The sequence below is a fragment of the Streptomyces sp. NPDC054956 genome (assembly GCF_053609185.1).
In genome coordinates, this window is record NZ_JBSGXB010000055.1 from 13322 (window position 1) to 31331 (window position 18010).

Here is an 18010-nt window from a genome sequence, read left to right on the forward strand (position 1 = left end):
GGAGTGTGAGGTCCCGCCCCGCGAATGTGACCCACGCCTCACCGGAGGCCGGGTGTCCTCGGTGCGCCCCGGCCGCCCGAAGGGTGGCTTCGCGGCAGGTCAGGGCCAGACGAGGCAGTACGGCTGGTGGCCGGCCTCGTGGAGGCGGTGGGAGAAGTCCTGCCACTCGTGGAGCAGCTGGTAGACGTTGAACGCGTCGCGCGGGCCGCCGCGGTCGGGGACCGTGGACCAGATGAAGGCGGCCGCGCCCACCGACTCCTCGCCGATGCCGCGCAGCGGGTCGACGACGGTCATCGGGAGCTTCACGACGGCGTAGTCGGGGTGGAGGACGACCAGCTCCAGCGGGGGCACCTTGTGCAGGGGTATGCCCTCGATGCCGGTCAGGACCATCGCGGCGACGGTTTCCGGCTTGATCTTGGTGAACATGCCGCCCATGCCGAGCTCGTCCCCGCCGAGCTCCTCGGGCCGCATCGTCTGCGGGACGCGGGCGGCCGTGGCCCCGTCGGGTGCGCCGAAGTACTTGTACGTCACGCCCATGCCACGCCCTCTGGGCAGGCCGTCGGGGTCCTGCGCCGGGCCGGGTACGTGCTCGACGGCGTCCGTGGCGCGGCGGCGGTGCTTGCCGCGGCGACGTTCGCGGGCGCGCTGCGGATCGAGGTCGTCCGTGCCCTCGCCCGGTCCACCACCGCGTTGCATATCTCCACCCGACTGGTCTTGCCTGCCCCGGCCCCGCGGCCCCCGCCACGCAGCCTGATCATCATGGCAGTGACCTCCCCCGGGGCGGCGCGGTGAAACGCCCGTCCGCAAGTCAGTCGCGGCCTCTGAGACCATGGCTGGTGTGAGCTACCCGTACCCGTATGAAGCCAAAGTCTCGCAGACTCTCTTTGACCGCGCGTCCCTCGTGACGCCTGGCGGCGTGAACTCTCCCGTGCGGGCCTTCCGCGCGGTGGGCGGAACGCCCAGGTTCATGGTGTCCGGTACCGGTCCGTACCTGACCGATGCCGACGGGCGCGAGTACGTCGACCTGGTCTGCTCGTGGGGGCCGATGATCCTCGGTCACGCCCACCCGGCCGTGGTGGAGGCCATCCAGGCCGCCGTCGTCCGCGGCACCTCCTTCGGCACCCCCGGCGAGGGCGAGGTCGCGCTCGCCGAGGAGATCGTCGCGCGGATCGCGCCCGTGGAACAGGTGCGCCTGGTGTCCTCGGGCACCGAGGCGACCATGTCCGCGATCCGTCTCGCCCGCGGTTTCACCGGCCGCGCCAAGGTCGTGAAGTTCGCCGGCTGCTACCACGGGCACGTCGACGCGCTGCTGGCCGCGGCCGGTTCCGGGCTCGCGACCTTCGCGCTGCCGGACACCCCGGGCGTGACGGGCGCACAGGCCGGGGACACGATCGTGCTCCCCTACAACGATCTGGACTCGGTCCGCGCGGCCTTCGCCGCGCACCCCGGCGAGATCGCCTGTGTGATCACCGAGGCCGCGCCCGGCAACATGGGCGTCGTGACCCCGGGCGAGGGTTTCAACCAGGGGCTCGCGGACCTGTGCCGCGCGAACGGCGCGCTGTACATCTCCGACGAGGTCATGACGGGTTTCCGTACCTCCCGGGCCGGTTGGTTCGGCGTGGACGGGGTCGCTCCCGACCTGATGACCTTCGGCAAGGTCATGGGCGGCGGCTTCCCGGCGGCCGCGTTCGGCGGTCGTGCCGACGTGATGGGTCACCTGGCCCCGGTCGGCCCGGTCTACCAGGCGGGCACGCTCTCCGGTAACCCGATCGCGACGGCCGCCGGCCTCGCGCAGCTGCGGCTGCTGGACGACGCGGCGTACGCCAAGGTCGACGCGGTGTCCAAGGAGATCCAGGCCCTGGTGACGGGCGCGCTCTCCAAGGAGGGCGTCGCGCACCGGCTGCAGACCGCCTCCAACATGTTCTCGGTCTTCTTCACCGAGGACGAGGTCCGCAACTACGACGACGCCAAGAAGCAGGAGTCCTTCCGCTTCAACGGCTTCTTCCACTCGATGCTGTCGCAGGGCGTGTACCTGCCCCCGTCGGCGTTCGAGTCGTGGTTCGTGTCCACCGCCCACGACGAGAAGGCGATCGAGCGGATCGCGGCGGCCCTGCCGGCCGCCGCCCGTGCCGCCGCGGAGGCCACCGCATGAGCAACGCGAGCGGTTTCGAGGGCGGCTCGGAGATCACCGTCGTCCACGTGGTGCGCCACGGCGAGGTGCACAACCCGGAGGGCGTCCTCTACGGCCGCCGCCCCGGTTACCACCTCTCCGAGCTGGGCCGCCGGATGGCGGACCGGGTGGCCGAGCACCTGGAGAGCCGGGACGTGACGCACGTCGTGGCGTCCCCGCTGGAGCGGGCGCAGGAGACGGCGGCGCCGATCGCCAAGTCGCACGGGCTGGACCTGGCGACCGACGGGCGCCTCATCGAGGCGGGCAACGTCTTCGAGGGCAAGACCTTCGGCGTGGGCGACGGCGCGCTGCGCAAGCCGGAGAACTGGAAGCACCTGACGAACCCGTTCAAGCCTTCGTGGGGCGAGCCGTACGTCGAGCAGGTCGTGCGGATGATGAGCGCGATCGAGACCGCCCGTGACGCGGCCCGCGGCCACGAGGCGGTGGCGGTCAGCCACCAGCTGCCGATCTGGATCGTACGGAGCTTCGCGGAGAAGCGGCGGCTGTGGCACGACCCGCGCCGCCGCCAGTGCACGCTGGCCTCGCTGACCTCGTTCACGTACCAGGGCGACAAGCTGGTGTCGGTGGGCTACAGCGAGCCGGCCCGCGACCTGGTCCCGGCGCACCTCCTCGCGGGGGCGAAGCCGGTGAAGGGCAAGTCGAAGGCCTTCGGCGCGTAGGCCCTGGCCGGGCGGGTGGTGCGGGTCCTCGGACTTGGCCCCCAGGAGGCGGTCACTGCGTCGCCGGTCGCCTCCTGCGGCGCTGCTCCGGCCGCGCCGCTCCGGCCGCGCCGGGCCGGGCCTGCCAGGCCCGGCCCGGATGTCTGGTTGGTCAAGACTCGTTCTAATTTCACACAACTTGACCGAATCGGCCGTGTCGCCCCCGGGTTCGCTGAAATGTCCGTTTGTATGACATTTCATGAGCGATATGCGCGGCTTCAGCCGAAGAGGAGTGCTCGGACTCGGACTTGGCGCCGCCGCCGCGGCCGGCATCGCCGGCTGCAGCGGCGGCGGGTCGTCCAGCGCGGGCAACGGCAACCCCGGCCCGGACAACCCCAGTGCCGCGCCGAGCGGCCCCGCGGTCAAGGTCATCGGCGACGGGTCCACCGCCGACACCGGTCCGCAGCCCCACCAGCCGGCCGCCCCCGTACCCCTGCAGCCGGGCGAGACCCCGCCCCAGTTCGTGGTGTTCAGCTGGGACGGCGCGGGCGAGATCGGCAACGGCCTCTTCCCCCGCTTCCTCAAGCTCGCCAAGGACCACGGCGCGGCCATGACCTTCTTCCTCTCGGGCATCTACCTCCTGCCCGAGTCGAAGAAGGAGCTCTACCGGCCGCCGAACAACCCCGTCGGCGCCTCCGACATCGGCTACCTCAAGGACGAGAACGTCCGCAACACCCTCAAGTACGTGCGCGAGGCCTGGCTGGACGGGCACGAGATAGGCACGCACTTCAACGGGCACTTCTGCGGCGGCTCCGGCTCGGTCGGCAAGTGGACGCCCGAGGACTGGCAGAGCGAGATCGACCAGGCCGTGTCCTTCGTCACCAACTGGCGGACCAACACCGGCTGGACCGACGTCGAACCGCTGCCCTTCGACTACCGCAAGGAACTGGTCGGAGCCCGCACCCCCTGCCTGCTCGGCCAGGACAACCTGCTGCCGACCGCGCAGAAGCTGGGCTGGCGCTACGACTCCAGCTCGCCGGGCGGCCTCCAGCAGTGGCCGGTCAAGCGCGGGGGGCTGTGGGACCTGCCGCTGCAGTCCCTCCCGTTCCCCGGGCACTCCTTCGAGGTGCTCTCGATGGACTACAACATCCTCGCCAACCAGTCGAAGAACACCACCAAGGGCGTCCCGTCCAACTACCCGGCCTGGCGCGCGCAGGCCACCGCCGCCTACCTCGGCGGCTTCAAGCGGGCCTACGAGAGCAACCGCGCGCCCCTGTTCATCGGCAACCACTTCGAGGAGTGGAACGGCGGCATCTACATGGACGCGGTCGAGGAGGCACTCAAGGGCATGGCGGACAAAAAGGACGTAAGGCTGGTGTCCTTCCGGCAGTTCACCGACTGGCTCGACGTGCAGGACCCCAAGATCCTGGACAAACTGCGCACCCTGGGACCCGGCCGGGCGCCGACCGGTGGCTGGGGCACGTATCTCACGGCAGCCTGACCCGCCCCGGTTCGGTACCTGACCAGCGGATCGGCACAGCCCCGGGGGGTGCGGAAGATCGGCAAACCGCACATGCGAAACTTTTCACATGAGCCTTAGCCGCGCCCCCCGACCGCGCCGCTCGACCAGCGGCCGCGTCACCCTGCTGACCGCGGTAACCCTCGCGGGCGCCCTGACCCTGACGGCGTGCACCGATTCGGACGGCGGCGGCAAGTCCTCCGGTACGGCCGGCGGCAACTACGTGACGGGGACCACCGGCATCTCCACCGTCGCCAAGGGCGACCGCAAGGAAGCCCCCAAGCTCGACGGCGAGACCGTCGACGGCAAGACGCTCGACACGACCGCCCTCAAGGGCAAGGTCGTCGTCCTCAACGTCTGGGGATCGTGGTGCCCGCCGTGCCGCGCCGAGGCCCCGTACTTCGCGAAGGTCTCCAAGGAGCTGGAGGCGGCCGGGCAGCCCGTCGCCTTCGTCGGCATCAACACCCGGGACAACACCAAGCAGAACGCCACCTCCTTCGAAGAGAGCTTCGGGATCACCTACCCGAGCCTCTTCGACCCGGACGGCAAGCTGATGCTCCGGTTCCCCAAGGGCACGCTCAACCCCAACGCCATCCCCTCCACGATCGTCCTCGACAAGGACGGCAAGATCGCCGCCCGCACCCTGGTCGCGGTCAACGAGGAACAGCTGCGCAAGATGATCGACCCGCTCGTCGCGGAGAAGTGACCCCGTGGTCACCGAACTCTCCCAGGCCGTCCTCGCCGCCGAGCAGACCGGCGTCAACACGACCGTCCTGAACGGCGCCCTGCTGCTGGCCCTGCCGATCTCGCTGTTCGCCGGGATGGTCTCCTTCTTCTCGCCTTGCGTGCTGCCGCTCGTCCCCGGCTACCTCTCCTACGTGACCGGCGTCGGCGGAGCCGACCTCGCCGAGGCCCGGCGCGGCCGGATGCTGGGCGGCGCCACCCTGTTCGTCCTCGGCTTCACGGCCGTCTTCGTCTCGACCGGCGCGCTCTTCGGCTACTTCGGCCAGACCCTCGACGCGAACAAGGAGATCATCTCCCGCGTCCTGGGCGGCCTGGTGATCCTGCTCGGCCTGTTCTTCATGGGCGCGATCCCCGGCCTGACGATGCGCGAGTTCCGCTTCCACAAGAAGCCCGCGGTCGGCCTGGTCGGCGCGCCCGTGCTCGGCGTGCTCTTCGGCCTCGGCTGGACCCCCTGCATGGGCCCGACCCTCGCCGCCGTCGGCACCCTCTCCATCGACCAGGCGACCGCGGGCCGCGGCGCGCTGCTGACCGTGGTCTTCTGTCTGGGACTCGGGCTTCCCTTCATCCTGACGGCGCTCGCCTTCCGCAAGGCGCTCGGCGCCTTCGGCTGGGTCAAGAAGCACTACGCGTGGGTGATGCGCATCGGCGGCGGCATGCTGATCCTGACCGGCCTGCTGCTCGTCACAGGATTGTGGAGCAGCATCGTCAGCGACATGCAGGGCTGGGCCAATGGCTTCACGGTGGGGATCTGAGGACTACACGGACATGAGTACGACCGACAAGGCGCCCTCCGGGGCGCCCAACGATTCCGCGGAAGCCGCGGCCGCGGCCCGGGCCGGCGCCGAGGCGACTGCCGAGGCCACCGCCGAAGCCGGTGCCGAGGCGGCCGCCGGAGCGCAGCTGTCCACCGCCCCCCTGGAGGACACCCCCGGCGACCCCGTGGGCCTCGGCGTGTTCGGCTGGGCCCGCTGGTTCTGGCGGCAGCTCACCTCCATGCGGGTGGCGCTGATCCTGCTCTTCATGCTGTCGCTGGCGTCCATCCCGGGTTCGCTGATCCCGCAGAACCAGGTCGACCTGATGAAGGTCGCCGCCTGGAAGAAGGAGCACGCCTCCTGGGTGACCGTCGCCGAGAAGCTCCAGCTCTTCGACGTGTACAGCTCGGTGTGGTTCTCCGCGATCTACCTGCTGCTGTTCATCTCGCTGATCGGCTGCATCCTGCCCCGCACCTGGCAGTTCGTCGGCCAGCTCACCGGCCGCCCGCCGCGCGCCCCCCGGCGCCTGGACCGGATGCCCGCGTACACGACGTGGCGTACGGACAAGTCCCCCGAGGAGGTGCTCTCGTACGGCCGGGCCCTGCTCGGCCGCCGCCGCTTCCGTACGGAGGAGGGCGAGGGCTCGGTCTCCGCGGAGAAGGGCTACCTGCGCGAGGCCGGCAACCTGATCTTCCACGTCGCGCTGATCGTGATGCTGATCGCCTTCGCCTGGGGCCAGAGCTTCAAGTCCGAGGGCGGCAAGCTCGTGCTGCGCGGCAAGGGCTTCTCCAACACGCTCACCCAGTACGACGACTTCAAGTCGGGCGGCTTCTTCGACCCCGACGACCTGCCCCCCTTCTCCTTCACGCTGGACAAGTTCGACGCCACGTACGAGCGCACCGGCCCGCAGAAGGGCACCCCGCGCGACTTCAAGGCGTACGTCACCTTCACCGACGGCGCGCACGGCAAGCCCGAGAAGCGCGAGATCCAGGTCAACAAGCCGATGGTGGTGGACGGCTCCAAGGTCTACCTGCTCGGCCACGGCTACGCGCCGGTCATCTCGGTGACCGACCCCACCGGCAAGGTGGTCTACCGGGACGCCGTGCCGATGCTCCCGCAGGACGGCAACCTCACCTCCGCCGGCGCGGTCAAGGTCACCGACGGGTACAAGGACAAGGACGGCAAGCCGACGCAGCTCGGCTTCACCGCCGTGTTCGTGCCGACGTTCGCGGGCGCCGGCCAGGGCACGATGTTCTCGCAGTTCCCGGAGCTGGACTTCCCGGCGCTCGCGCTCAACGCGTGGCACGGCAGCCTCGGCGTGGACTCGGGCCTGCCGCAGAACGTGTACCAGCTGGACACCAAGAAGATGGAGCAGTTCAAGACCGAGGACGGCACGCCGTTCGCGAAGCGGATGCTGCCCGGGGAGAGCATGGAGCTGCCCGGCGGTCAGGGCACCGTGAAGTTCGAGGGCATCGAGCGCTGGGCGACCTTCTCGGTCACCCACCAGCCGGGCAGCGGACTCGCGCTCGCGGGCGCGATCGCCGCCATCGCGGGCCTGGCCGGTTCCCTCTTCATCCAGCGCCGCCGGATCTGGGTCCGGGCGCACACCGGCAAGGACGGCGTGACCGTCGTCGAGATGGCGGGCCTCGGCCGCAGCGAGTCCGCCAAGCTTCCGGAGGAGCTCTCGGCGCTGGCCGGCGCGCTCCACGAGCAGGCGCCCACGGCGGCGTCGGCACCCAACCCGTCCGCCCCAACCCCACCTGCCCAAAAGAGTGCCGAAGTCGAAGGGGAGCGCGCCTGATGCAGCTCGCGGCCGCAGCCAACGAGAATCTGGCTCATCTCAGCAACAACCTGATCTACGCGTCCATGGCGGTCTACACCCTCGCCTTCCTCGCCCACATCACCGAGTGGATCTTCGGCAGCCGCAGCAAGGTGGCCCGTACGGCCGCCGCGCTCACCAAGTCGGAGGCGAAGGCCGGGGCCCCGGCCGTCCAGGTGCGGAGCAAGGGCGGAACCGCCGTCCTCGACAAGCCCGAGGTCGTCACGCGCAGTGCCGCCGGCACCCGTGACGTCCCGGACGGCCCCGGTGCGGCCGGCGGCACCGTCCAGGGCGACCTGTACGGGCGGATCGCGGTCTCGCTGACCACCCTCGGCTTCCTCCTCGCGGCGGGCGGCGTCATCGCCCGCGCCCTGTCCGTGGAGCGGGCGCCCTGGGGCAACATGTACGAGTTCTCGATCACCTTCGCCACGGTGGCCGTCGGCGCGTACCTGGCGCTCCTCGCGCTGAAGAAGAACGTCCGCTGGCTCGGCCTGTTCCTGGTCACCACGGTCCTGCTGGACCTGGGCATCGCCACCACGGTGCTCTACACCGACAGCGACCAGCTGGTCCCGGCCCTGCACTCGTACTGGCTGTGGATCCACGTCTCCACCGCGATCTTCTGCGGCGCGGTCTTCTACATCGGCGCGGCCGGTGCGGTCCTGTACCTCTTCCGCGACTCCTACGAGGCGAAGCTCGCCGGAGGCGGCAAGCCCGGCAGGTTCGCCACCTCCGTCATGGAGCGCTTCCCGTCGGCGGCCTCGCTCGACAAGTTCTCGTACCGCATCAACGCGGCCGTCTTCCCGCTGTGGACGTTCACGATCATCGCGGGCGCGATCTGGGCCGGCGACGCGTGGGGCCGCTACTGGGGCTGGGACCCCAAGGAGGTCTGGTCCTTCGTCACCTGGGTGGCCTACGCCTGCTACCTGCACGCCCGTGCCACCGCCGGCTGGAAGGGCCGCAAGGCCGCGTACCTCGCGCTCTTCGCGTTCGCCTGCTGGATCTGGAACTACTACGGCGTGAACATCCTGCTGAGCGGAAAGCACTCGTACGCGGGAGTCTGACGCGGGTCGAAGCGTGCGCGGGGGCCGGGTCGCCGAAGGGCGGCCGGGCCCCCGCGGCGTTTGTGGGGGCGGGGCGTCGGGGGCCGGTTCAGGGCCGGCGGGGGCCGGGCGTGGGGCTCAGAGGCTCCGGTCGCGTTCCAGGACGTACGGGCTGCGGGACCCCGGGTCTCCGTAGAAGAAGTACAGCTCCAGGCGCTGGCGCTCGTCGCGCCGCAGCTCGAAGGTCCAGCGGTAGGACTGCGGGGCGGGCGGCGGGTCGGTCTCGTGCCGTACGTCGGCCCGTACCGCCGAGCCGCTCCGCGCGGGCAGGTCGAGCCGGACGTGCTGGCCGAACTTCCAGCCGGCGGGCTGGGCCCCCGTCAGCTTCCAGGTGGCGGAGCCGGAGACGCGCCAGCCGCCGTCGTAGTCGCGCTCCTGGCCGTCCAGCAGGGTGACGGAGGCGGTCCCGTCGGCGCGGAAGACGACCTCGGTGCCCTCGACGCAGCGCCAGGTGCCGACGATCTCGGCGGCACGGGCGTCGAAGACGGCGGGGACGGGGTCGTAGGTCATCGGGTTGCAGCCGGCCATGGTGAGCAGGGCCGCGACGCACACCGCGTACGCGAGCAGGTTGCGCAGGATCGTGTCGACGATCCGGGGCCTGCTCGTTTCCGCCATGGAGGCATTGTGTCAGGAGCCTTGAACGTGTTCAATTGTGCTGTCGGTCACAGTGGCCACGCGGGTCACGCCGACCCCGTCGGTCGCGCGGGCCCCGTCGTCACCAGACGGGGCGCAGTGCGGGGAGGGGGCCGTCGCCGTTGAGCGCGCGGATCAGTCGGCCGAGTTCGGTGCGCAGCGTGCCGAGGTCGACGCTGTCGCGGCCGAGTTCGGCCTCCAGCTCGTGCAGGATCCGCCCGGCGGCCAGCAGGTGTTCGTGCGCCGCTCCGGTCAGTACGACCAGCTTGCGGCGGCCGCCCTCGGGGTGCGGCTCGCGCCGTACGTAGCCGCGCCGCTCCAGGTCGTCGACGATCTGCCCGGCGGCCTGCTTGGTCACCCCGAGCCGCTCGGCGAGCTCGGTCGCGGTCGCGCCCCGGGCCCCCAGGGCCTGGAAGGTCATGCCGTGCAGGGGGCGCAGGCCGTCCGCGTGGCCGGCCTCCTCCAGGCGGCGGGTGAACTCGCCGAGCAGCAGCTGGAAGCCGAGGCCGAGGAGGAACCCGAGCTCGATGCCTCCGCCGCCGTGGGCGCCGTCGTTTTGTTGGTCGGTCACGGAAACATCGTGACACAGGCGAGTCAAGCTGCTTTACTTGCAGTGCGAGTAAAGCTCCTTTACTCGCACTGTCGAGAGAACGAGGGAACCGCCTTGCGCGTGATCACCGCTTCGCCCGAGCACGTCACCACCACCCCGAACGCCACCATGACCGGCTTCGCCGCCCCCAGCCGGGGCAGCTCCGAGCTCAGCACGTGGCGCGTCGACATGGCCGCCGGTCTCACCGGCCCGGATCACTCCGTCAGCCGGGAGCAGGTCTGGACGCTCACCGCCGGCTCCCTGGAGGTCGTCTGGGACGGCGACCGCACCGAGAAGGTCACGGCGGGTCAGACGATGGTCCTGCCCCCGGACGTCCTGCGCCGCATCCACGCCACCGAGTCCTTCCAGGCGTACGTGGCCATGCGGGCGGACGGCATCGTCTCCGTCCCCGGCACCGAAGGCACCCGCGTCCTGCCCTGGGCGCAGTAGGGCCGCGCGAGGAGAGCCCTGCTAGCTGTCCTTGCCCTCGCCCCGCTCGCGCCGCTTCAGCTCTTCCTCGCGGCGGCGCAGGTCGGCCTCCCAGTCCTTCAGGAGGCCCTCGTCCTTCTTGTTCTCCTCGCGGAGGGCCTGGAGGAACTCGGGGTTGTCGTCGGGGGCGACCCACTCGCTGCGGTGGTTGCGGTGCCACTCGGAGGGCGTGCGGCCGCCGGCCGGGGCGTGCTTCACCTTGCCCGCCGCGAACCAGACGATCGGGCCCACGATCCAGAAGAGCAGGATGATGATGACCCAGACGACCTTGGGGAGGTGCTTGGCCTCGTCCTCGGGGGTGTTGAGGCAGTCGATGAACGCATAGATCGTCAGCGCCAGCGGCAGGATGTACATCAGCGCCCTGATCATGCGGAACAGCCCCCTGTGAACAATGGCGGGGTTCGATTCGACGGCCCCGGTGACAGGCCCAGCGTAGCCGGTGACCGATACTTGGCCCTATGGCTTACGACGATCTCCGCTCGCTGCTCCGGGCTCTGGAGCGAGAAGGCGACCTCAAGCGCATCAAGGCCGAAGTCGACCCGTACCTGGAGGTCGGGGAGATCGTCGACAGAGTGAACAAGGCGGGGGGCCCGGCCCTCCTCTTCGAGAACGTCAAGGGCTCGGCGATGCCGCTCGCCATGAACGTCTTCGGGACCGACCGGCGGCTGCTGAAGGCCCTCGGGCTCAAGTCGTACGCCGAGATCAGCGAGAAGATCGGCGGCCTGCTGAAGCCGGAGCTGCCGCAGGGCTTCATCGGGGTCCGCGAGGCCTTCGGCAAGCTCGGCTCGATGGTGCACGTGCCGCCGAAGAAGGTGAAGGGCGACTCCGCGCCCGTCCAGGAGGTCGTCCTCACCGGCGACGACGTGGACCTGGACCAGCTGCCGGCGCTCTTCACCTGGCCCAAGGACGGCGGCTCCTTCTTCAACCTCGGCCTGACGCACACCAAGCACCCGGAGACGGGCGTGCGCAACCTCGGCCTGTACCGGCTGCAGCGCCACGACAAGCGCACGATCGGCATGCACTGGCAGATCCACAAGGACAGCCGCAACCACTACGCGGTCGCCGCCGCGCGGGGCGAGCGGCTGCCGGTCGCGATCGCCTTCGGCTGCCCGCCGGCCGTGACGTACGCGTCCACGGCGCCGCTGCCGGGTGACATCGACGAGTACCTCTTCGCCGGGTTCGTGGCGGGCAAGCGGATCGAGATGGTGGACTGCAAGACGGTCCCGCTCCAGGTCCCGGCCAACGCCGAGGTCGTCATCGAGGGCTGGCTGGAGCCGGGGGAGACGCTCCCCGAGGGCCCCTTCGGCGACCACACCGGCTTCTACACGCCGCAGGAGCCGTTCCCCGCGCTGAAGATCGACTGCGTGACGATGCGGAAGCGTCCGCTGATCCAGTCGATCGTGGTCGGCCGGCCGCCGACGGAGGACGGCCCGCTGGGCCGCGCGACGGAACGCTTCTTCCTCCCGCTCCTCAAGATCATCGTCCCGGACATCGTGGACTACCACCTGCCGGAGTCGGGCGGCTTCCACAACTGCGCGATCGTCTCGATCGACAAGAAGTACCCGAAGCACGCGCAGAAGGTCATGCACGCCATCTGGGGCGCGCACATGATGTCGCTGACCAAGCTGATCATCGTGGTCGACAAGGACTGCGACGTCCACGACCTCCACGAGGTCTCGTGGCGGGCGCTCGGCAACACCGACTACTCCCGCGACCTCACCGTCGTGGAGGGCCCGGTGGACCACCTGGACCACGCCTCGTACCAGCAGTTCTGGGGCGGCAAGGCGGGCATCGACGCCACGAAGAAGCTGCCCGAGGAGGGTTACACCCGCGACGGCGGCTGGCCCGACATGGTCGAGTCCGACCCGGCGACCGCCGCCCTGGTGGACCGGCGCTGGAAGGAGTACGGCCTGTGAGCCCGATCGCGGTCGGTGGCCCGGCCCTCTACATCGGCACCGACGAGCTCTACGTGGCCCTGGTGCGCCCGGAGCTCGACCCGGCGGACCCCGGCGTCAGGCTGGCCGCCGAGCAGGCGGGCGTCTCGCCGGAGGAGTTCGCGGGACCGGGCAACGTCTGGGCGCTCATGTGGGAGGACGGCACCGGCGAGGGCGGCGGCTTCGAGCTGCCGGGCCTCAGGGACGCGGAGGCCGAGGACTTCGCCTCCCGCCTGCTGGCGGAGCTGTCCTTCGAGACCGGGCCGTTCATCGTCGGCGCCGGAGAGGTGCTGCGCCTCCAGGCCTACCCCGGCCCGGGTGGCGCCGACTGCCGCTTCCTGACCGTCGTCACCCCGCCGGAGGGCGAGGACCTGGCGCCGGTCACCCTGGACATCCAGGCGGTCCCCGCCGAAACGCTCCGCGCCGACCTGGAAGATTTCCGCCGGAGCCTGGCGTGAGACCCCACCCCGAAGCGTTCCGGAGGAACCCCGCATGATGACGACCGCCGATGAACTGATCGGCTCGTCCGGCCCGGCGCCCCAGCCGGTCGGCAAGGTCAAGGCGTTCCTGCGGCTCGTGATGATCGAGCACTCGGTCTTCGCGCTGCCCTTCGCCTACATCGCCGCGCTCACCGCCATGTTCACGCTGGACGGGCGGATGCACTGGGCCGAGCTGCTGCTCGTCACCATCTGCATGGTCGGGCTGCGGACCTTCGCGATGGCCGCCAACCGGATCATCGACCGGGAGATCGACGCCCGCAATCCGCGTACCGCGACGCGCGAGCTCGTCACCGGCGCGGTGTCCGTGCGGTCCGCGTGGACCGGGGCCGGGATCGCGCTCGTCGTGTTCCTCGGGTCGGCCGCGCTGCTGAACCCGCTCTGCCTGGTGCTGGCGCCGGTCGCCGTCGTGCCGATGGTGCTGTACCCGTACGGGAAGCGGTTCACGAACTTCCCGCACGCCATCCTCGGCCTCGCCCAGGCCATAGGGCCGATCGGGGCCTGGCTCGCGGTCACCGGCGAGTGGTCGTGGGACGCGGTGATCCTCGGGTGCGCGGTGGGCGTGTGGATCGGCGGCTTCGACCTGATCTTCGCCTGCCAGGACGTGGCCGCCGACCGCGCGGAGGGCGTCAAGTCCGTCCCGGCCCGCTTCGGCATCCCGGCCGCCCTGTGGGGCGCCCGCGCCGCGCACGTCGTGACCACGGGCCTGCTGGCCTGGTACGCCGTCGCGACGGACGCCGGCCCGCTGTTCTGGTTCGGCCTGCTGGTCGTCGTCGGTGCCTTCCTCTACGAGCACACCATCGTCAGGCCGCACGACCTGTCCCGCCTGAACCGCGCGTTCTTCACGGTGAACGGTTTCATCGGCATGGCCCTGTTCGTCTGCGCGCTGCTGGACCTGGTGGTGCGGGGACTGTCGCTGTAACCCGGACGGGTGTACGCGGCCTGATCCCGCGCTCCGGGGCCTGCCCGGCCCGCTAGCGTGCGGCCGTGATCATCCCGGAGGGCGACCGCCCGCGCTCGAAGCTCAGCCGGTTCGAGGACATGTTCCCCGGCCACCGGACGGAGCTGATCGGGGGAGCCATCGTGGCGACTCCGCTGAGGCCGACCGACAACTCGACCGTCCAGGCCCTGTGGACGCAGCTCAAGGATCAGCTGTCGGACGACTGGGGTTACCTCAGCGATGTGGCCGTCCCCTTCGACGGCGACAACGAGTTCTGTCCCGACCTCGCGGTCGTCCCTGGTGTGGAGGCGGACAAGAACCTCAGCGCCTACCAGCCGGACCTCGTCGAGCTCGTCATCGAGGTCGTCTCCCCGAGCAGTGTGCGCAACGACTACGAGGTCAAGGACCGGGCCTACGCCCGGCGCGGGATCCCGCACTACCTGATCTTCGACCCGTACAAGGCGCAGTGCACGACCCTGTGGAACCCGGGGCCCGACGGCTACCGGGGGCGCGACGTGTTCCCCTACGGGGAGAAGGTCACCCTGGAGACCGGCATCGGCGAGGTCTCCTTGGACACGTCGGCTCTCCCCGTCGACCCCGGCGCCGCCTAGACCGCCGCCACCTCCGGCCGCGGCCTCGCCAGGAGGGCGACGCCCGCGCCCGCCAGGAGGCCGAAGAGGTGGGCCTGCCAGCTGACCACGGAGTCCGTGGGGAGGGCTCCGGCCAGGAAGGTCGTGCCCCAGATGGCCGCGATGACGACCGCGACCGCCACGCCCAGCGGGCTGCGCTCCACGAAGCCGCGGATCAGCAGGTAGCCGAAGAGGCCGAAGATCAGGCCCGAGGCGCCCGCGGTGATGCTGCCGGACGGGGAGACCAGCCAGACCGCGAAGCCGTCGGCGACGGTGATCACCGCGCAGACGGCCAGGAAGCGGCCGATCCCGCTCAGTGCGGTGACGAAGCCGAGGACCAGCAGCGGGACCGTGTTGGACGCCACGTGGTCGAAGCCGAAGTGCAGGAACGGGGCCACGGGTATCGCGGTCAGGCCGTCGGCCTCCCGCGCGGTGATCCCGTAGGCGTCGAGCGAGTGGCCCGAGGCGTAGTCGTAGGCCTCGATCAGCCACAGCAGGGCCACCCAGCCCAGCATCAGCTGCGCCGCCGCCTTGACCCGGCCGGTCCGGCTCCACCGGCCCGTGCCCGTACCCGTGCCGCTCCCGCCGCTCCCGTTCCCGCTCATGACGCCCGCCCCCGCTCTTCCGTGTCCACCCCTTGAACGTGCGGACACCTTAGCCAGTGCCCATGAGCGGTGGCCGGATAGTCTCGGAGGTATGACTGAGGGCAAGCGCACCCCGTGGGTGGTCGGGGTTTCCGGGGCGTCCGGGACGCCGTACGCGGCAGCCGTGCTCCGTGGGCTGCTGGCGGCGGGCGAGAGCGTGGACCTGGTGGTGAGCCGGGCATCGAGGCTGACACTGCTGGACGAGACGGGGATCGCGTTCCGCGACGCGCACTGGCGGGACGACCTGGCCGAATGGCTGGAACGCGGGGCCGACGGCAAGCCCGCCACCTTCGCGCGGCCGGAACTGGACGACGTCCGCTACTGGGGCGCCGGGGACCTGGCGGCCGGACCGAGCAGCGGCTCGTACCCCGTCAAGGGGATGCTGATCGTGCCCGCGTCCACGGCCTGTGTGGCCGGCGTGGCGCTCGGGCTGTCGAAGGACCTGCTCCAGCGGGTGGCGAGCGTGACGCTCAAGGAACGGCGCCGGCTGGTGGTCGCGGTACGGGAGACCCCGCTGAGCGGGCAGACGCTGAAGCATCTGGTGACGCTGGACGAGGCGGGCGCCGTGGTGCTGCCCGCCTCTCCGGCGTTCTACGCGGGTGCGACGCACATCCAGGATCTGGTGGACTTCGTCGCGGGGCGGGTGCTCGACGCGGCAGGGGTGCCGCACGGGCTGTACCGCCGGTGGGAGGGGGAGCTCGGTGGTGCGCTGGCTCCCCGCCCCCGGGAGGCAAGCGGTGACTAGCGCTTCTTGGCGCGCCCCGGCTTGCGGGTCTTGTCGACGCGGTGTGCGGCGGCGGGCTGGTCGGTGCGGGATCGGTTGGCCAGCTCCTGGAGCTGTCGCATGTGCGCGTAGGCCATCTCGATCGTGTACACGGTGAACCACTCCTGAAGATTGTCAGATCGTCGTTGATCTGTTGAAAGATTCACAGGGTGTCGACCCTGTGCGCCTTTGATTCTATACGTAAACTTGAGGGATCGCCGAATAATGGAAGGCTCCAGGTATATGGACGCGGTGGACAGGCAGCTCATCCAGGCACTTCGTGAGAACGGACGTGCCTCGTACGCGGAGCTGGGCCGGCTCGTGGGCCTCTCCGGCCCCAGCGTCACCGACCGGATCAACCGGCTGGAGACGGCCGGAGTCATCACCGGCTACCGCGCGACCGTCGACGCGGCCTCGCTCGGCCTCGGCGTCACGGCGCTGATCGGCATCTCCCTCTCCGACGCCGCGGACCACGAGGACGTGGCCCGCCGGCTGCGCGACCTCACCGAGATCGAGGACTGCTGGTTCATCGCCGGTGACGACTCCTTCATGCTGAAGGTGCGCGCCAACGACGTGGACGGGCTGGAGAAGATCATCCGTAAGCTCTCCGGCACCAAGGGCGTCTCGCGCACCCGCACCACGATCGTGCTCTCCACCAAGTGGGAGAACCGGGTCGGGGGTCTGCCCGAGGAAGCCTGAGAGTACGGTTGGGACGGTCTCGGGGCGCCCGCACCAAGGGTGCGCGGGTGACCGGGGACGCCTCGGGTGACCGGGGACGCGCGGAACCCTCGCGCGGAACACGAGGACAGAGGACAGAGGAGAGGACCGGGCATGGACGCTGGGCTCAAGCGTGAGCTGGAGGACAAGGTTCGCTCCGGCGAGCGGCTGACCCGTGAGGACGGCATCGCCCTCTACGAGTCGGACGACCTGGCCTGGCTCGGTGGCCTCGCCCACGAGGTGCGCACGCGCAAGAACGGCGACGTCGTCCACTTCAACGTCAACCGTCACCTCAACATGACGAACGTGTGCACCGCTTCGTGCGCCTACTGCTCGTTCCAGCGCAAGCCGGGCGAGAAGGACGCGTACACGATGCGCATCGAGGAGGCCGTGCGCCTGGCCAAGGCCATGGAGAACGAGAACCTCACCGAGCTGCACATCGTCAACGGCCTGCACCCCAGCCTCCCGTGGCGGTACTACCCGCGCTCGCTCTCCGCGCTGAAGGAGGCGCTGCCGAACGTCTCGCTGAAGGCGTTCACGGCCACCGAGATCCACCACTTCGAGACGATCTCCGGGATGTCGGCCTCCGACATCCTGGACGAGCTGATCGAAGCCGGCCTGGAGTCGCTCACCGGCGGCGGCGCGGAGATCTTCGACTGGGAGGTCCGTCAGCACATCGTCGACCACCGCACCCACTGGGAAGACTGGTCGCGCATCCACCGCCTCGCGCACGAGAAGGGTCTCAAGACCCCGTCGACCATGCTCTACGGGCACATCGAGGAGCCGCGCCACCGCGTGGACCACGTGCTCCGTCTGCGCGAGCTGCAGGACGAGACCGGCGGCTTCCAGGTCTTCATCCCGCTGCGCTACCAGCACGACTTCGTGGACATGCAGGACGGCAAGGTCCGCAACAAGCTCCAGGCGCGCACGACGATGGCGACCGGCGCGGAGGCGCTGAAGACCTTCGCGGTCTCCCGGCTGCTCTTCGACAACGTGCCGCACGTCAAGGTCTTCTGGGTCATGCACGGCGTGCAGACCGCCCAGCTGGCGCTGCAGCACGGCGCGGACGACATGGACGGCTCGGTCGTCGAGTACAAGATCACGCACGACGCCGACAACTACGGCACCCCGAACAAGCTGGGCCGCGAGGACCTGCTGGAGCTGATCCGCGACGCGGGCTTCCGCCCGGTCGAGCGCAACACGCGCTACGAGATCATCCGCGAGTACCCCGGCCCGGACGCGGGGCTGCGCGAGACGCCGCAGGCGATGCGCGTCTGACGCGTCTTCGCGCCGCGGGAAGTGTGTGAAGGGCCCCGGCCCCCCTCGGGGGGCCGGGGCCCTTCGCGCATGTCGGGGCGTGCGGGCACCGCGCGGCCGGCACCGGTCGGCGCCCGGCGACCCGGTCCCCCGCC

The 18010-nt window shown here is 70.4% G+C and carries 21 protein-coding genes; 15 read left to right on the top strand and 6 right to left on the bottom strand.

What is annotated here, in order from left to right:
- Nucleotides 1-99: 99 nt before the first annotated feature.
- A complete protein-coding gene (locus ACWGDE_RS12570) occupies nt 100-537 on the bottom strand; it encodes a hypothetical protein (protein WP_215031868.1) in 438 nt (145 codons plus the stop codon).
- Nucleotides 538-829: 292 nt separating this feature from the next.
- On the opposite strand from ACWGDE_RS12570, the gene hemL reads away from it, so the two are divergent.
- The 7 genes from hemL (at nt 830) to ccsB (ending at nt 8724) form a co-directional block, all read left to right on the top strand.
- The gene (gene hemL, locus ACWGDE_RS12575; protein ID WP_453388950.1) at nt 830-2152 is read left to right on the top strand and encodes a glutamate-1-semialdehyde 2,1-aminomutase; all 1323 of its coding nucleotides are present in this window, start codon (nt 830-832) and stop codon (nt 2150-2152) included.
- Nucleotides 2149-2850 carry a histidine phosphatase family protein gene (locus ACWGDE_RS12580; RefSeq protein ID WP_453388951.1) on the top strand — a complete coding sequence of 234 codons (702 nt, stop codon included), beginning with the start codon at nt 2149-2151 and terminating at the stop codon, nt 2848-2850. Before hemL ends, ACWGDE_RS12580 begins: the two co-directional genes overlap by 4 nt.
- A 247-nt stretch (nt 2851-3097) precedes the next feature.
- Nucleotides 3098-4330 (top strand): hypothetical protein, encoded by a 1233-nt coding sequence (locus ACWGDE_RS12585; protein WP_453388967.1) that lies wholly within the window; start codon nt 3098-3100, stop codon nt 4328-4330.
- An 88-nt stretch (nt 4331-4418) separates the two neighbouring features.
- Nucleotides 4419-5054, top strand: a complete 636-nt coding sequence (locus ACWGDE_RS12590; protein ID WP_453388952.1) for a TlpA family protein disulfide reductase — start codon at nt 4419-4421, stop codon at nt 5052-5054.
- Nucleotides 5055-5058: 4 nt separating this feature from the next.
- Nucleotides 5059-5844, top strand: a complete 786-nt coding sequence (locus ACWGDE_RS12595; RefSeq protein ID WP_453388953.1) for a cytochrome c biogenesis CcdA family protein — start codon at nt 5059-5061, stop codon at nt 5842-5844.
- 13 nt (nt 5845-5857) lie between these two features.
- A complete protein-coding gene (resB, locus tag ACWGDE_RS12600) occupies nt 5858-7645 on the top strand; it encodes a cytochrome c biogenesis protein ResB (protein WP_453388954.1) in 1788 nt (595 codons plus the stop codon).
- Nucleotides 7645-8724: a c-type cytochrome biogenesis protein CcsB gene (ccsB, locus tag ACWGDE_RS12605; protein ID WP_453388955.1), complete on the top strand. Its 1080-nt coding sequence runs from the start codon at nt 7645-7647 to the stop codon at nt 8722-8724. The genes resB and ccsB overlap by 1 nt, the downstream gene beginning before the upstream one ends.
- Nucleotides 8725-8841: 117 nt before the next feature.
- Here the strand turns inward: ccsB and ACWGDE_RS12610 are convergent, their stop codons facing one another.
- Nucleotides 8842-9378: a hypothetical protein gene (locus ACWGDE_RS12610; protein WP_453388956.1), complete on the bottom strand. Its 537-nt coding sequence runs from the start codon at nt 9376-9378 to the stop codon at nt 8842-8844.
- 100 nt (nt 9379-9478) lie between these two features.
- Nucleotides 9479-9967 (bottom strand): MarR family winged helix-turn-helix transcriptional regulator, encoded by a 489-nt coding sequence (locus ACWGDE_RS12615; protein ID WP_453388957.1) that lies wholly within the window; start codon nt 9965-9967, stop codon nt 9479-9481.
- Between the two features lie 99 nt (nt 9968-10066).
- On the opposite strand from ACWGDE_RS12615, the gene ACWGDE_RS12620 reads away from it, so the two are divergent.
- A complete protein-coding gene (locus tag ACWGDE_RS12620; RefSeq protein WP_453388958.1) occupies nt 10067-10435 on the top strand; it encodes a cupin domain-containing protein in 369 nt (122 codons plus the stop codon).
- A gap of 21 nt (nt 10436-10456) precedes the next feature.
- Here ACWGDE_RS12620 and ACWGDE_RS12625 read toward each other — a convergent pair whose 3' ends face one another.
- Nucleotides 10457-10843 carry a PLD nuclease N-terminal domain-containing protein gene (locus ACWGDE_RS12625; RefSeq protein ID WP_453388959.1) on the bottom strand — a complete coding sequence of 129 codons (387 nt, stop codon included), beginning with the start codon at nt 10841-10843 and terminating at the stop codon, nt 10457-10459.
- A gap of 89 nt (nt 10844-10932) precedes the next feature.
- Between ACWGDE_RS12625 and ACWGDE_RS12630 the strand changes: the two genes are divergently transcribed.
- The 4 genes from ACWGDE_RS12630 (at nt 10933) to ACWGDE_RS12645 (ending at nt 14456) form a co-directional block, all read left to right on the top strand.
- Nucleotides 10933-12390, top strand: a complete 1458-nt coding sequence (locus tag ACWGDE_RS12630; RefSeq protein ID WP_214947065.1) for a menaquinone biosynthesis decarboxylase — start codon at nt 10933-10935, stop codon at nt 12388-12390.
- A complete protein-coding gene (locus ACWGDE_RS12635; RefSeq protein WP_453388960.1) occupies nt 12387-12866 on the top strand; it encodes a hypothetical protein in 480 nt (159 codons plus the stop codon). The genes ACWGDE_RS12630 and ACWGDE_RS12635 overlap by 4 nt, the downstream gene beginning before the upstream one ends.
- Nucleotides 12867-12900: 34 nt before the next feature.
- Complete coding sequence (gene mqnP, locus ACWGDE_RS12640; RefSeq protein WP_453388961.1) at nt 12901-13827, top strand: menaquinone biosynthesis prenyltransferase MqnP; 927 nt, start codon at nt 12901-12903, stop codon at nt 13825-13827.
- A gap of 65 nt (nt 13828-13892) precedes the next feature.
- Nucleotides 13893-14456, top strand: coding sequence for a Uma2 family endonuclease (locus tag ACWGDE_RS12645; protein WP_453388962.1), 564 nt, complete (start codon nt 13893-13895; stop codon nt 14454-14456).
- Here ACWGDE_RS12645 and ACWGDE_RS12650 read toward each other — a convergent pair.
- Entirely contained in the window at nt 14453-15079 is a 627-nt protein-coding gene (locus tag ACWGDE_RS12650) for a rhomboid family intramembrane serine protease (protein ID WP_453388963.1), read from the bottom strand. The two genes, ACWGDE_RS12645 and ACWGDE_RS12650, sit on opposite strands and share 4 nt — an antisense overlap.
- A gap of 91 nt (nt 15080-15170) precedes the next feature.
- Between ACWGDE_RS12650 and ACWGDE_RS12655 the strand changes: the two genes are divergently transcribed.
- Nucleotides 15171-15863: a UbiX family flavin prenyltransferase gene (locus ACWGDE_RS12655; protein WP_453388964.1), complete on the top strand. Its 693-nt coding sequence runs from the start codon at nt 15171-15173 to the stop codon at nt 15861-15863.
- Here ACWGDE_RS12655 and ACWGDE_RS12660 read toward each other — a convergent pair.
- The gene (locus ACWGDE_RS12660) at nt 15860-15994 is read right to left on the bottom strand and encodes a hypothetical protein (RefSeq protein WP_275431884.1); all 135 of its coding nucleotides are present in this window, start codon (nt 15992-15994) and stop codon (nt 15860-15862) included. The genes ACWGDE_RS12655 and ACWGDE_RS12660 overlap by 4 nt on opposite strands.
- A 130-nt stretch (nt 15995-16124) precedes the next feature.
- Here ACWGDE_RS12660 and ACWGDE_RS12665 point away from each other — a divergent pair, with 130 nt between their 5' ends.
- The gene (locus ACWGDE_RS12665; RefSeq protein WP_453388968.1) at nt 16125-16580 is read left to right on the top strand and encodes an Lrp/AsnC family transcriptional regulator; all 456 of its coding nucleotides are present in this window, start codon (nt 16125-16127) and stop codon (nt 16578-16580) included.
- 132 nt (nt 16581-16712) lie between these two features.
- The gene (gene mqnE, locus ACWGDE_RS12670; protein ID WP_453388965.1) at nt 16713-17876 is read left to right on the top strand and encodes an aminofutalosine synthase MqnE; all 1164 of its coding nucleotides are present in this window, start codon (nt 16713-16715) and stop codon (nt 17874-17876) included.
- Nucleotides 17877-18010: the final 134 nt, after the last annotated feature.